We start from the raw sequence: 13,988 nt of genomic DNA on the forward strand, positions 1-13,988 counted from the left end.
AATACCCTCTGCGACATTGCTCTATTCCTCTTTCACCATAAAAACCCTGTCTTTGTGCCCTTTCACTCACTTCCGAATGTCGGGTTGCGGAATCGCTGGTCCGGGCGCCTGTCGATGGCAATACCCCGCGCTTTCTGATATGCTGATGCCAAAAAAAGGGCGGCAGCGCCGCCACGTCAACGTTGACATGCGCGTGCCTTTATCCGTGGAGGAAACGGTGAAATCTTTCCTGAGCTGGTTCGAACATGCTGTCGTCTTTGCGCTGCTGGCAATGATGGTGTTCGTCGTCTTCCTGACGACGATCGAGTTGGGCGTCGTCCTCGTTCAAGAAATGATCAGGCCGCCCTTTCTGCTGCTTAATATCGAAGAAATGCTCACCGTGTTCGGCTTTTTCCTGATGGTGCTGATTGGCGTCGAGCTTATGGAAACCATCAAGATATATCTCGACCGGAGAACGGTCCACGTAGATGTAATCATTATGGTCGCAGTCATCGCCATGGCGCGAAAAGTCATCATCCTGGACCTGAAGGAAATGGACGCCGGCTCGTTGTTCGGCGTCGCGGCGATCATCCTTGCACTGGCGCTTGGCTTCTATGCCATACGAAAGGTGCCGCCGAGGCAAGATGAGTAGGAATATCCGCTTGTCTCACTTCATCCTCATATTCGCCAAAGACAATTAACCGCCGCCGGCACTGAAGAAAACACAAACAACACCGTCGCAAACCTATGCCGTCCTGCGATAAGACAAGCCGCGGCGACACCTGCCATTACTTCGCAACCCACAGCTTATGCGATAAGGATGCCGTAAGGTTTTCGTGTCCGTTTTCGGTAATGAGAATGATGTCTTCCGGCATTCCGCCGAAGTATTCCCGGTTCGGATCGAAGGCGCCTATCTCGATGGCTACTACCATTCCCGGCTGGAGCGGCGTTTCCTCAGCCGCCGTCACCCACGGCGGCTCGTGATTCGAGAGGCCTTCCTGATGTCCGATGAATGAGATGATGTGCGGGTGCTCATAATCCCGCTTTTTGAGCGCATCGAGTGATTTCTGGAATAAGTCGCACATGCGGACTCCCGGCTTCATCATGGCGACGGTTTCCAGATGCGCTTCTGTCGCGATATCATGGTAACGCACCATGTCCAGGGGCGGCTCGCCCACATAGAAGGTTCTCTGAAAATCAAGCTGATAGCCTTTGTATGTCGGCCCGCAGTCGCACAGTCCTTGATCGCCCTCCTGAATGATCCGGTCGACGGGCCCCGTTATCCAGCGGTCAACCCCCATTACCTCGTCCTTGTTGCTCGAGAAACACAGCCACGTCCCGTGGTACGGGGCTTCTATCATGTCCAGCTCGACGGCTTTCCTCCAGAAGGCGCGATGGACATCAAGCTCGTTCACGCCGGGCCTGATGGTCTCGTATGCGCCGCGCACGCACTCGCAGGCGCGGCGCGAGCCCTCGCGTATCAGGGCCTGCTCGAACGGCGTCTTTATCATGCGCTGATCCCAGATGGCCTTGTCGGCGCTGACTATTCGAGCCTGGTTCAGCCTCTGTTTGATCATCTCATACTCATCAAAGGAGAGATACGTCTCGATGTCGGGCCCGGTCTCGATGCCAAGGGTCTTATTTGCCAGCCCCAGCTCTTCGATCGTGCCGAAGAAAAGTTCATAGAATGAGTTCGGAAACATTTGGACCATGAAGTGGTCCGACTCGCTCCACACGCGGACGTCTTCGACGTAGGACATCGTGGCGATACACCACTGGAATGCGGCGTGGACCACCGCAATGGGATCACGCTCGCGGCACACGATCAGACAACTGCGCCATACGTCGTTGTGCATCTGCGCCGCGTCCCGGAAGCCGGCGTAATACCACCAGTTCGTCGGCGAGAACAGCAGCATGGCGTCCAGGTCATGCTTTTCGAGGCATTGTTTCGCTCGCTCGATTCGCCCGCAATATTCCTCGTACGCAAATGTCGGCCATTTCACTCCGGCTTTCATGAAGGTCCTCCTTTTCTGATAGACTCAGCCGAATTAGTTTCGGGATTACTGTGCTCCTCACTTTCGAAATTTCGAATTCGTGTCGTCTTTCTTTGCAAGTGAACAGAACCAGCTATCTTTTAAGCCCTTGAATCCAAAATCTAAAATCCAAAATTGGTTACGGCTCCGCCGCGCAGTGGTCCTCGAGATAGCAACAAGCCGCCAAGCGGAACATGCGGTCGGCGTTTGCGCCAATCTGTTGTAAGCGAGAGTATCTGATCAGAGCGACCGGTCACTCTGCAATTTTTCGATGAAAAAATCAACCTTAAACCCTGCGGATTCCCTCTGCCGATTTCAAACTCTAAAAATGATCCGGCGGCACTTAATATCCGCTCCAAACCCTGCTCCGCCTTTGCCGCAAAAGCCCAAGCGGCTTCAAGCGCAAATGCCCTCGAGAAGGAGCCTCACGACCCTGTCGGCGTCCTTTTTTCTGTCCGGCTGCGAAATTTTTCGAACGACCGAATACAACAACAGCGATTCGATCAAGCCGAACACCATGAATATCTTGGCGTCAAGGTCTCCGACTTTCGCACCGCTCTCCCTGATAACAGACGAAATGATTTCTCCCAGGAGTTCAAGAAATTCCCAATAGGCTTCCTGTACCGCCTCAGCAAACCTTGAGTCTTTTCCGTATATCACATTGGCGCCATAGAACACACTGGCTATGAGTTGATACGAATGCGGGTTTTCGTCCATGAACCGGAAGTCAGCAAGGATAAATGCCCGCAGCTTTTCTAATGGGTCGTCGTGGGCGCGTATTTCTTCTTTCACAAAAGCGGTTAGCTTTGCGGCGCTCCACCGGATGGTCTCCAGGAAGAGAGCCTCCTTGCTCTCAATATAGTTGTACAAGGTTCCCTTGCCGATTCCGAGGTCCTCGGCAATCGTGTTGACGTTTCCCTGCTCAAATCCCTTCGAGGAGAACTCGCGGGTGGCGGCCTCGATGATCTGTGCGTATTTCTCTGGTTTTTCTTGTCTGAGTTGTTTGGTCTTTGCAGTCATAATATAGAGTGACCGGTCACTCTAACACAAGGATACCACGTTACCTTCTTCTTGTCAAGAGGCCTTTTTCGCAAACAGGCTTCAGTTGCGGTCCCCCTTAAATCGTAACCCATTGATAATTAGTATTTTATAAAATAATGAGGCCTTCCTATAACTCCTTGATAATGCAGTAGTTACAAAAAATAAATAGGCTCTGTCCCTGTTTTTTCGTTGTAAGTATTTGAGAACGAAGGGGTTGAGGAATTGACATCGAGATGGGGTCTTTTTTATTTCTCTAAGACTGCGACTGGACCGCGCCCGATGGTTATCAGCCGAATTCTGCGAGTTTGCGTCGAGCAAAACGATCTGGTCGCCCAATCTTATTTCTCATCATTTCCAGTAAATGAATCCGGCACAGCAAAATCGGTAATAATCATCGCCATACCAAAAAGAAGAAGGATCAGACCGGCGTTGCGGCCGGTTATCATAAGCACAAGGCCGACAGACGCAATGGCTGGTGCAACCCATCGTCTGAATTTTTTTATTCCCGGGATCATCTGTATCGCACTGAATATGATGACTGCCATTATTAGCAGGGAAAAGAAGGGTAGCAGATCTTTGAAAATCAGTCCCAGACCAACCATCGGATCATCTTTACACGGGGGACAAGGGAATCGGGAGCAGACGAGGGAGCGAAATAAAGCTCCCACCGCCCTACATCGCCAGCGCAATGGATTATAATTAATCCTGCGAGCGTTCGACTTCTCACATCAGACCGGGCTCAGCGGAACCAAATCAGATTTGATTGCACGTGCAAGAGAAAGAAATCCGTGAAAATTTGCGCAGGTACATCGTTGGAAAACTTTTCGCTTTCGTCATGCTTTCGTGAATACCGAACGGGCGCGGCACGCCGTGCTCCTCCCCTCGCCCGGGCCTAGAAATAAGCGGCAAACACTGGGGCCGCATAGCGCGCAAGTGGCGACAATCCGCGCCGATTATTTTGCGTGGGCGATCTCCTCGATGGCGTCGGGATTTTCGACGGAGGCGATGTCGCCGATGTCTTGTCCGAGCCACTTCTTCTTGATAACGCCGCGCAGGATTTTGGCTGACCTCGTTTTCGGAAGCGCGCCCACGAAGCGCAGGTCCTCGGGCCGGAGCGTTTTGCCCATGATCTTGACGACCTGGTTCTTGAGTTCCTCTCGAAGCGGCTCGCTCGGCTCGTAGCCCGGATGCAGGACGACGAAGCAGACGACGTTTTCGCCCTTGATCTCGTGCGGCACCCCGATTGCGGCCGCCTCGGAGACGGCGGGATGATCGATAAGGGCCGCCTCGATTTCGGCGGGGCCGGTACGCCGTCCGGCGATCTTGATGGTATCGTCGGCGCGCCCGTGCAGGAACCAGAATCCGTCGTCGTCCACGTGCGCCCAATCGCCGTGGTACCAGACGTTCGGCCAGCGCGAGAAATAGGTGGCGATGTAGCGGTCGGGGTCCTTCAGGAATCCCTTGGTCATAGAAGGCGCGGGCTTCTTGCAGACCAAGTGTCCGATTCCGCCGCGAATCGGCTTGCCGTCCTCATCGAACACGTCGATATCCATGCCGAGGCCCGGCCCGCGCAGCGTGCACGGCTTGAGTTCGGTGATCGGGAGCGGCGAGAGCAGGCATCCCACGATTTCGGTTCCGCCGGAGATATTGATGATTGGGCAGCGTCCTCCGCCGACGTGCTCGAAGAACCACTGGTAGGATTCGGGGTCCCACGGTTCGCCGGTCGATCCCAGGATGCGGATTTTTGACAGGTCGTGTTTTTTGACCCAGTCGACGCTGCTGCGCATGAGCAGGCGGATCGCGGTCGGCGAGATACCGAGAATGGTGACACCGTGCCGCTCGCAGACGTCCCACAAGCGGTCGGGCTTCGGGTAATCGGGAGCGCCCTCGAAGATGAGGTAGGTGCCGCCGAAATTCTGCACGCCAATGATCTCCCACGGGCCCATCATCCAGCCGATATCGGTCACCCAGAAGAAGGTGTCTTCTTCCTTCACGTCGAAGTAATAGCCGAGCTCCTTCGCCATCTGCGCCATGCAGCCGGCGTGCGTGTGGACAGTCCCTTTGGGTTTGCCGGTCGTGCCGGACGTATAGATGATGAGCGAATAATCCTCGGCATCGAGCCGCTCGGTCTCGCAGACGGGAGACTGCTGTGGCACGACGTCGTGCCACCACAGGTCGCGCCCGTCGCGCATCGCGACATCTATTCCCATGCGCTTGAGAACGATCGCCTTCTTGACGGACGGCGTCATCTCGAGTGCCTTATCCGCCTCCTGCTTGATCTGGACGAGCTTTGCGCGGCGCGCCGAGCCGTCGGCGGTGAACAGCAGCTTGGCCTCGGCGTCGTTCAGGCGCGTGGCGAGTGCGGTCGCTCCGAAGCCGGAGAAGACGGGAATGGCGACCGCTCCTATTTTCAGGCATGCCATCAGGACGGTCACGATCTCGGGCACCATCGGCATGTAGATGCCGACCGTATCTCCTTTCTTGATGCCGAGCGACTTGATTGCGTTGGCGAGGCGATTGACCTCCTGGTAGAGCTGCAGATAGCTGACCGTGCGGGTGGCGCCGTCGTCGCCCTCCCAGATGAGCGCGAGCTTGTTGCGGCGCCAGCTTTGCGCGTGGCGGTCGAGGCAGTTGTGGACGATGTTGATCTTGCCGCCGACGAACCACTTCGCCCAGGGGAAGCCGGCGCTGTCGTCGAGCACCTTTTTATACGGCTCATACCACTCGACGTCCAGGTCCTCGAGCGCCGCTTTCCAGAACCATTTGATGTTTCTGGCGGATTTCTTTACCAGCTCATCGTACGTTTTGATTTTGTGCTTGCGCATGAAGCGCCTGATGTTGCTTTTGGTTTTATATTCGCCATACGGTTTCCAGATGATGTTATTCTGCATGGACGTTCTCCTTCGGCTGCTGGTTTTCGGGGTTGAAGCCGCGGGATACTGAGTCAGACAGGTCCGACGAGTCCGACAGGTCTGACGGGACCGACCGCCTCTTAACTAGCGCCTGACCGCGGTGAGTTCGGCTTGATTCGTCTGGCGCGTCCGACAGGTCTGACGCGTCCGACCACCTTTTAACAAGCACCCGACACCTGCGGCATTTGGTCTCACACGTCGGACAGGTCTGACAGGTTCGACAGGTCCGACCGTCCTCTCTCGTGGAAACTGTGCCCGAACATGTTTTAAGGCAGCAACATTATATCACAGCGAAAGCCGAAGATTTCAAACGAAAGAAAAGCGCCCCACGAAAATGCGAGTAGTGGCTTTGAGAGAAACCTGCATTCTCTCGCCGCGCATTTTCAAAATTCGCCTCCAGCTAAAGTTTTCGGGCCCAGATGCCGATAATAGCAGTACGAAGTCTCGTAAATACGTGGCGCAGTCGCGATTTTGTTCAGGATTTAAGCTGTAAAAGGAGGTTCTGCAAACAACACTGGAGAGTGCCGGGGGCTGGAGACACAGTCCCTGGTTAAATGGTCGCCGAATCCGACCTTAAAGAGGTTCGAGGTCAAGGCCAATACCTGGTAAATTGGCTGCGGGCAGGGAGGCCCGCAAGAAAGCGGCGCTCATCTGGGTTGGGCGCAGGCACATCAAGGAGGATGTTTTATGGGTTTACGAGTAAACACGAACGTAACGGCGATAACCGCCCAGCGGAACTTGACGCTGGCCGACAGCCGCCTGTTCCGGTCGGTGCAAAGGCTTTCGTCCGGCCTGCGAATCAATACAGCAGGCGACGACCCGGCCGGTCTTGCGATATCGGAACAGCTTCGGGCACAGATTGCCGGCCTCAACGCCGCAATCGTGAACTCCGAGCGGGCGGTCAACCTCGTGCAGACGATTGAAGGCGCTCTGAACGAGGTGAACTCGCTCCTGATCAGCATGCGCGAGCTGGCGCTTGATGCCGCGAACTCGGGCATTAACAACGCCACGTCTCTTGCGGCCGATCAGGCGGAAATCGCGAATGCATTGGAAACGATCACCCGCATTTCCGACACCGCCACCTTCAGTATTCAGCCGCTGCTGGACGGCACATTCGAGAACGAGGTCAGCCTGGCCGGACTCAACACGATCGGGCTCACCAACCTGGCCAACAGCACGCTCCGCGAGGGCGCGTACAGCATCAATGTCAGCAATATCACGCAGGCGAGCGCGGTCATTACGTCCGATCCGTTCGATCTGCTTGATAATGTGGCGTTGGCCGGAGTCGGCGCCGATGGCGATCCGGTCGGGCTTGATGACGGCCCGCACCAGGTGGTCGTTTCTGAAGCGACCGGCGCGAATGTGACCTCGTCAACCGCCGCCCTGCTCGATGGCGCGACCACGCTCTCGGCGACCACGATCACGATTTCCTCGGCCGCCGGAGTGGACACGGTCACGTTCGAGGGCGACGAGACCAACACGGTCGCCAACATCATCGCCGAGATCAATGCCGAAGTGACCGCGGGCCAGTTTATCGCGGTCGACAATGGCGACGGCACGTACTCGATAGCCATCGACAACAACAGCACGGCGGTCGGCGCCGCGCAAACGCTGACGGTGGCCTTTGCGGATGCCGCCACGGCGCAGTCATTCGGCTTTGCCACGGCATCAGTGACCGCGGCAAACGGCGAAAACGTGGGCGTGCAGCTTGATGACGGCGCCATGTTGCGACTGGCGACCGGCACGACCGAATTCATCGTTAACGATTCCAAAGGCGGCTCACTCACCCTCACGTTCGAGGTCGCGCTTGTGACGCAGAACCTGATCGAGGGAGCCACACTGGACGTGGATGTGACGCCGGCGTCATTCGACGTGCAGCTCGGCGCAGGTCCAAAGGTCCGCTTCAATTCCGGCGAAACTCAGACAGTGAGCGCCGGAACCGATGAGGACGGTACCCCGGTCGGGACGCTCGATATCAGCTTCGGGTTCTTCAACGTCCCGGCGGCGGACTCGGCCGTCACCATCAACATTGTGGACAATTCGATTCAGTTCCAGGTGGGACCGAATCCGAACCAGACGGTGAACATTTCGGCGCAGGACGTTTCGGCCGACAAGCTGGCTCGCGGTCTCATCACCGACAGCGGCTTCCGCAGCCTCGAGGAGATCGACGTCACGACCGTGCAGGGTGCGAACGATTCGATCCTGCTGATCGACAAGGCGATCGACGAAATCACGCGGCTGCGCGCGAAGCTGGGCGCATTCCAGCAGAACACGCTGGAGACGAATTTGCGCTCGCTGCGCATTGCCGAGGAAAACCTGTCGGCCTCCGAAAGCACCATCCGCGACGTTGACATCTCGGCGGAGATCACTGAATTCACGAAGAACCAGATACTCCTGTCGGCAGGGGTCTCTGTACTGGCGCAGGCAAATGCAATTCCGCAGACGGTACTACAATTGCTGGGGTAAGATCGGCCACACGGCCCGATTGGGGATTGAAGCGGTAACCCGCTTCGAGGGACCCCAAGGAGGTGTAACCCATTATGGGTATCAGAATTGATCAGGCAGGCTACCCAGGCCTTGACCCGGCTGCTGGAACTACGTCCGGTGTCAGTATAGACCGTCGAGTCGGAAGCAGCCCGCCAGCGACACCTCAGTTTGCGTCCGTCGAATCGCAAACGTTCGCTGCGGCAGATGCTGCCGAACTGGATGCTGCTGAGATGAAGAGCACCCTTGACGGGGTCAACAAGTTCCTGAGCGAGATCGGAAGCAGCCTCAACTTCATCCATGATGAGGCGAGCGGACGGTCGGCCGTACAGGTGCTTGACGAACATGGCGAAGTGATTCGCCAGATTCCCCCGCAGGAGTTGCTGGACGTGTACGCGAAAATTCGCAATATTGTCGGTATCCTCCTGGACGAAAGCGGTTGAAAAAGGAATAAACGGGTATGGGCGAGCGGATAACTTTCTCTGGACTCTCGACAGGCATCGATTTTCAGAGCATCGTGGACGTGATGATCCTGGCCGAGCGACGCCGGATCGACCTGGTGATGCTCAACAAAGCGGAGGAGCAGGCAAAGCTTACCGCGATCCAGGGCTTCAACACGCTGCTGCTCGGGTTGAGGACTTCGGCCACCAGCTTGTCGAAGCAGAGCAGTTTCCAGACGTTATCCGCCACCTCCACCCAGGAGAACCTGATTCTCGCTTCTGTCACCGGCAATGCGGCCCCCGGCACTCACATTCTTACGGTCAACCGGCTCGCGCAAGCGCACCAGTTGGCCTCTCAGGGCTTCGCGGATACGGATACGACTTCTCTTGGCACCGGCACCGTGACCATTCAGGTCGGCTCGGGCGCTTCGACAGCCATTGAAATCGACGCATCGAACAATACCTTGAGCGGCCTCAGGGACGCCATCAACAATTCGGATGCGGGCGTCACCGCATCGATCATTCATGACGGCAGCTCATTGAATCCGTACCGGCTGCTGCTCTCCGGCAGCGAAACGGGCGCGGCCAACACGATTGATGTAACCGTCGATCTGACGGGCGGTACGGCGCCGGATTTCACGAATAAGACAATTGATGCGGTGGAGGCAGGCGCCTACAACAGCGCTGCGTACACCGGCGCGGCAACCGCATCGGGCACATATACCGGAGACCGGAATCAGACGTTTCTGGTCGAGATAATGACAGGCGGGGCGGTCGGCGCCGCCACGTTCCGGTACTCGACCGACGGCGGCCTGACCTTCAATGACAACGGCGGCGCGGGATTTGTCACGTCCGCCGGCGGGACGGCGCTCGAGGACGGCGTCTCGATCGCGTTCAGCGACAGCGGCACGCTGACTTGGGGCGATACGTTCTCGATAGATACGTTTGTTCCGACCATACAGGCGGCGCAAGATGCGTCCGTCACTCTTGGCAGCGCATCCGGCGGCGGAGCGCCGATTACCGTTACATCCGCCACGAATACGCTGACCGACATCATCCCCGGAGTCAAAGTAACTCTGGTGGGCGCCGACTCAGCCACCCCGGTCACCATAACAGTGGAAAGCGATACGGAAGCGGTTCGCGGCGCCATCGAAGGCTTTGTTGAATCCTATAATGAAGTTATCGATTTTCTGAATGATCAGTTGGACTATGATGCGGCGCTTGAAGAGGCCGGTCCGCTCATCGGGGACTCCTTGCTTATAAGCGTGCAGAATGATCTGAGGCGCATCGCCACCGGCGTCATCGGCGGATTACCGTCGGATATGAATCGGTTGGGGGCGGTGGGAATCACCTCCGTATCCGAGACCGGAAAGCTGGTCATCGACGACGCGAAGCTGGACAAGGCGCTGGCAGAGGACTTGAGCGGAGTCGCGAATCTTTTTGCCACCAGTTCGAGCACGACGAATCCCGATATCACTTTCCTTTCATCCACGGGGAAAACCGTTTTCAGCAGTACCGGATTTAACGTAAATATTACCCAGGCGGCGACGCAGGGAGTGCTTGAGGGAGACCTGATCAGTTCATTTCCGGTTACGCTCACGGCGTCAAACAATCAGATACGCCTGAAGATTGATGGAAAAGAGAGCTCGATCCTCACGCTCACCGCGAAAACGTATTCCACAGGTGACGAGCTTGCGGCCGAGATACAGGCCAAGATAAATGCCGATCCGGCCCTGGCGGGCAGGCACGTAGTCGTCAGTTATAGCGCCGGGCGCCTCGTTTTCACCTCTTCGACCTACGGCTCGTCATCGATGGTGGAATTGGGGACCGAGCCGCCGAATAGCGCATTTACTGATCTGGGATTGTCGAACTCCATTTCGACCGCCGGCAAAGACGTAGCCGGCACGATCAACGGAGAGCAAGCGACCGGAAAAGGCCAGATTCTGAAAGGTAATGCAGGCAACCTGACAACCGACGGACTGTCGCTGCTGGTGACGCTGACGCCGTCGGAAGTTGATCCGCTCGAGGCGGAAGGAGTGGTGACGGTAATAGACGGAGTGGCGTCTCGATTGAGCGATACGCTCGGTTTTCTGACAGATCCCGTCGATGGACGCGTTACCTCCCGGACGGATACGCTAACTCGCCAGATCGAGGAATTCGACGAGGATATCAAGGCGATGGAGATTCGGCTCGAGGAGAAGCGCATCGACCTGCTGGAAGAGTTTGCCCGCCTCGAGGCGTCGCTGGCCGAACTGAGCTCGCAGGGGGAATTCCTGATTCAACAGCTCGCGAGCCTGCCGATGACAAACACGCTCTCGCGGCGGGATGATTAACAATACGCAAGATTCAGGAGATACACATGCCCGAAGCACACGTTTTATCCACAAAAGCGGCAAAGAGCTATCGTGAAGAGCATGTGAACGCTCTCAGCCAGAAAGAACTCATTTTGATGCTGTATGACGGCGCCATCAAGTTCTGCACTGAGGCAAAAGAAGCCATCCGCGAGAAACAATATGTCCAGAGTCATCAACTCATCACGCGGGCGCGCAATGTGATTCTGGAACTGCTTCGTATATTGGATATGGAAAAGGGAGGCGAGGTGGCGAGAAATCTCCAGCGGCTGTATGTCTACATTATCGCCCGGCTGATCGAGGTGAATCTGACAAAGGAACCCAACCTGCTTGATAACGTCCTATCGATCCTCCGCAACCTCCGCTCCGCATGGGCGGAAATAGATTTTGAGGAAGCTGCCGTTGGCAGAACCGAAACACCTCATCCTGACAATCCCCGCCCAAAGATGGCCGGCTCAGCCTGCATGCTCTCGGTCACCGCATAACGAATTTCTTTTCGATTCAGGTTTTGAGGTCCGATATCTCTCGATAAAGATGGGAAAAGGGTGGAGACTAGATTTTGTGAGCGCTCAGAGGCAGTAGTATTTGAACGGCAGTGCCTTTCCCGGGCCTGCTGTCGACCTTCAGACTTCCCTTATGAGCTTCGATGATTTTCTTTGCGGTGGGGAAGCCCAGCCCCGTTCCGAGAGGTTTGGTGCTGAGGAACGGCTCGTCCAACTGCGACAGTTGCTCCTGATTCATCCCGACGCCGGTGTCCGTGATGGTTATCTTGACGAATTCTTCGTTTTTTCTTTTTCTGAAGCGGCAGCCAATCGAAAGGATGCCGCCCGTCGGCATTGATTCTATAGCATTTCGAAGCAAGTTCTCGAGAGCGAGTTGAATCTTTGGCAGATCAACCCGGATTTGCCTGTCAGGGTTTTCAATCTCAGACCGAACCGTCACATGAGAGGCATCGTCTGTCAGCTTCTTCAACGGTTGTTCGATGACGGCGCGGATTGGCTGAGAGGAATATTGCAGATCGATCTGCCTGGAATATACGAGCAGGTCGTTCACCAGCAGGGCGAGCAGGTTCGCGCCGTAGCCGATTTCCTCGACGAGGGCAATAGCTTCTCGATCATCCTTTGCCACCTTGCGCAGGTTATCGGCGGCCATCGTTATCGTTTGAAGGGGATTTCTGATTTCATGAGCAAGAGTTGAAACCATCCGTCCGATCGAAGCCAGGTTCTCAGCCTTTCGCAATTGCGCCGCCTTCTTCTCCACCGTTTCCTCCAGGTTCCGGCGAATTCGGCGGCACCGCTGCTCGGATTTGCGGAGAGCCTCTTGCGCCTTTTTTCGTTCTCTGGCATGACGAATAGTGCGAACAAGGATGTCGGTGTTCAACTCATCCTTCAAAATGTAATCCTGCGCTCCCCTCCGAAGGAGTCTCGTGACAAGGTTTTCATCGAGTCTGTCAAGCAGGATAACGATGGGAACGTGCGGATTGAGCTTCTGTATTCTGTCCAAAGACTCGCGCCCGCGGCTGTCCGAGAGGTCGGGATTAAGCAGAACGGCCGACACGCTCGCCTTTTTGAGATACTCAACGCCGCCGAGGAGTTGCGGCTTCCACTCCAGGCGGTATGATCTCTTGCCGCCTGCAAGCAGTTTCCGAATCATCGCCGCACATGCCGGGTCGGATTCTATCAGTAAGAGTATGTCCTGCCTGGTTTTCATTGTTTTTGGGCTTCCTTAAAATTCTTCCGAAATTTTGACGAAGTCTTTCACTGTGATATTCATTTACTGCGACTTGAGGTTCACGAGCCTCGTGCATCAGCCGAGGCCAACGATTTCCCTCAAGGAAAAGCCAACGGCGCTCAATTCCTGCCGGTACATCCTGAGCAGGCGCGAAATCGATTGCCTCTTCCATTCGTTTTCCAGAGATAATCCCTTTCGCTTGTATAGTTCCCGATAGCCGCGCAGGTTCAGGTGCAGCTCATCCTGACGATTTTCTTCCGACTCCTCCAGGACGGCGAGCATTTCCTCGAGGGTGAAGGCGACGACCTCTTGAACACCCTTTTCCTTCAGCAGGTGTGTCAAGAGGCTGATCTCGGTTTCCACAACCTCTCTCTGTGCTCCGCGAGCCGAGTGTGCGACTCCCCATAACAGATGCGCCTCTTTACCCGACCAGTCCGGACAATCGAGGATCACCGAAACGATTTCATCGAATGTGGCGCCGGCTTCGCCGCAATACTGCGAACCGGTGAGCTGAGCGAGAAAGACGGCGTACGAGTCCCCGACAAGGACCCGGTTGGGTTGTTCTTGATCGGGCTGCCCTTTGACCGTGCCTGCATGCATGCTCCACAGTCCGATGAGCAGAAGCGCGAGCATCAACTTGTTCAGCAGCATCAACTTCCTGGCAAACCCGCTTCTTTTTCCGCATTTCTTCCAGATTACCCTGGGCTGAACCATGAGAAATCGCTCCCCTTGTTGTTGCGGTGCTCCAGAGCACAAGTTACACGATGGATGAGTGCGTCGAATCGAATGAGGCCGTAAGCCGAAGGAATAAGGGATGGAAAGATATGAAAGCGAAACTCTCTCGGTCTTTATTTCTAAACAATATCCTTAATATCTATCCACAGTTTCCCGTAAAAGTCAAGCGGCTTCGGCCATGCCCGCAGGGCTTACGCATCTAAATTCCGAGTAATTTCTGTAGGAAAGTTTGATCGAGGGCGGCTTTTGTTCTTTTTCTTCTGAGTGATAGCTTTGGTGTTT

11 protein-coding genes are annotated in these 13,988 nt (G+C 55.8%); 5 read left to right on the forward strand and 6 right to left on the reverse strand.

What is annotated here, in order from left to right:
• Window positions 1-187: 187 nt before the first annotated feature.
• The gene (locus C4520_10625) at window positions 188-631 is read left to right on the forward strand and encodes a phosphate-starvation-inducible E-like protein (protein ID RJP20932.1); all 444 of its coding nucleotides are present in this window, start codon (window positions 188-190) and stop codon (window positions 629-631) included.
• A gap of 136 nt (window positions 632-767) precedes the next feature.
• Here the strand turns inward: C4520_10625 and C4520_10630 are convergent, their stop codons facing one another.
• The 4 genes from C4520_10630 to C4520_10645 all read right to left on the reverse strand — a co-directional run bounded on the left by C4520_10630 (window position 768) and on the right by C4520_10645 (window position 5,944).
• Window positions 768-1,994, reverse strand: a complete 1,227-nt coding sequence (locus C4520_10630) for an aminopeptidase P family protein (protein ID RJP20922.1) — start codon at window positions 1,992-1,994, stop codon at window positions 768-770.
• 414 nt (window positions 1,995-2,408) lie between these two features.
• A complete protein-coding gene (locus C4520_10635; protein ID RJP20923.1) occupies window positions 2,409-3,032 on the reverse strand; it encodes a TetR/AcrR family transcriptional regulator in 624 nt (207 codons plus the stop codon).
• 359 nt (window positions 3,033-3,391) lie between these two features.
• Window positions 3,392-3,655: a hypothetical protein gene (locus C4520_10640; GenBank protein RJP20924.1), complete on the reverse strand. Its 264-nt coding sequence runs from the start codon at window positions 3,653-3,655 to the stop codon at window positions 3,392-3,394.
• 351 nt (window positions 3,656-4,006) lie between these two features.
• A complete protein-coding gene (locus C4520_10645) occupies window positions 4,007-5,944 on the reverse strand; it encodes an acetate--CoA ligase (protein ID RJP20925.1) in 1,938 nt (645 codons plus the stop codon).
• A gap of 708 nt (window positions 5,945-6,652) precedes the next feature.
• On the opposite strand from C4520_10645, the gene C4520_10650 reads away from it, so the two are divergent.
• The 4 genes from C4520_10650 to fliS all read left to right on the forward strand — a co-directional run bounded on the left by C4520_10650 (window position 6,653) and on the right by fliS (window position 11,725).
• Complete coding sequence (locus tag C4520_10650) at window positions 6,653-8,431, forward strand: hypothetical protein (GenBank protein RJP20926.1); 1,779 nt, start codon at window positions 6,653-6,655, stop codon at window positions 8,429-8,431.
• Between the two features lie 74 nt (window positions 8,432-8,505).
• Window positions 8,506-8,892, forward strand: coding sequence for a flagellar protein FlaG (locus tag C4520_10655; protein RJP20927.1), 387 nt, complete (start codon window positions 8,506-8,508; stop codon window positions 8,890-8,892).
• A 17-nt stretch (window positions 8,893-8,909) separates the two neighbouring features.
• Window positions 8,910-11,222: a hypothetical protein gene (locus C4520_10660; protein RJP20928.1), complete on the forward strand. Its 2,313-nt coding sequence runs from the start codon at window positions 8,910-8,912 to the stop codon at window positions 11,220-11,222.
• Between the two features lie 26 nt (window positions 11,223-11,248).
• On the forward strand, window positions 11,249-11,725 hold the full coding sequence (gene fliS, locus C4520_10665) for a flagellar export chaperone FliS (GenBank protein RJP20929.1): 477 nt from the start codon (window positions 11,249-11,251) through the stop codon (window positions 11,723-11,725).
• A gap of 67 nt (window positions 11,726-11,792) precedes the next feature.
• Here fliS and C4520_10670 read toward each other — a convergent pair whose 3' ends face one another.
• Both C4520_10670 and C4520_10675 read right to left on the reverse strand, forming a co-directional pair.
• Window positions 11,793-12,950, reverse strand: a complete 1,158-nt coding sequence (locus C4520_10670) for a hybrid sensor histidine kinase/response regulator (GenBank protein RJP20930.1) — start codon at window positions 12,948-12,950, stop codon at window positions 11,793-11,795.
• A gap of 96 nt (window positions 12,951-13,046) precedes the next feature.
• Window positions 13,047-13,685 (reverse strand): hypothetical protein, encoded by a 639-nt coding sequence (locus tag C4520_10675; protein ID RJP20931.1) that lies wholly within the window; start codon window positions 13,683-13,685, stop codon window positions 13,047-13,049.
• Window positions 13,686-13,988: the final 303 nt, after the last annotated feature.

The sequence above is a fragment of the Candidatus Abyssobacteria bacterium SURF_5 genome, assembly GCA_003598085.1.
Classification (GTDB): domain Bacteria; phylum Abyssobacteria; class SURF-5; order SURF-5; family SURF-5; genus SURF-5.

What these genes read in the sequence shown, in the direction of transcription:
- C4520_10625 (RJP20932.1), top strand. Translation starts at nt 188, where the DNA reads ATGCGCGTGCCTTTATCCGTGGAGGAAACGGTGAAATCTTTCCTGAGC.
- C4520_10630 (RJP20922.1), bottom strand. Translation starts at nt 1,994, where the DNA reads ATGAAAGCCGGAGTGAAATGGCCGACATTTGCGTACGAGGAATATTGC.
- C4520_10635 (RJP20923.1), bottom strand. Translation starts at nt 3,032, where the DNA reads ATGACTGCAAAGACCAAACAACTCAGACAAGAAAAACCAGAGAAATAC.
- C4520_10640 (RJP20924.1), bottom strand. Translation starts at nt 3,655, where the DNA reads ATGGTTGGTCTGGGACTGATTTTCAAAGATCTGCTACCCTTCTTTTCC.
- C4520_10645 (RJP20925.1), bottom strand. Translation starts at nt 5,944, where the DNA reads ATGCAGAATAACATCATCTGGAAACCGTATGGCGAATATAAAACCAAA.
- C4520_10650 (RJP20926.1), top strand. Translation starts at nt 6,653, where the DNA reads ATGGGTTTACGAGTAAACACGAACGTAACGGCGATAACCGCCCAGCGG.
- C4520_10655 (RJP20927.1), top strand. Translation starts at nt 8,506, where the DNA reads ATGGGTATCAGAATTGATCAGGCAGGCTACCCAGGCCTTGACCCGGCT.
- C4520_10660 (RJP20928.1), top strand. Translation starts at nt 8,910, where the DNA reads ATGGGCGAGCGGATAACTTTCTCTGGACTCTCGACAGGCATCGATTTT.
- fliS (RJP20929.1), top strand. Translation starts at nt 11,249, where the DNA reads ATGCCCGAAGCACACGTTTTATCCACAAAAGCGGCAAAGAGCTATCGT.
- C4520_10670 (RJP20930.1), bottom strand. Translation starts at nt 12,950, where the DNA reads ATGAAAACCAGGCAGGACATACTCTTACTGATAGAATCCGACCCGGCA.
- C4520_10675 (RJP20931.1), bottom strand. Translation starts at nt 13,685, where the DNA reads ATGGTTCAGCCCAGGGTAATCTGGAAGAAATGCGGAAAAAGAAGCGGG.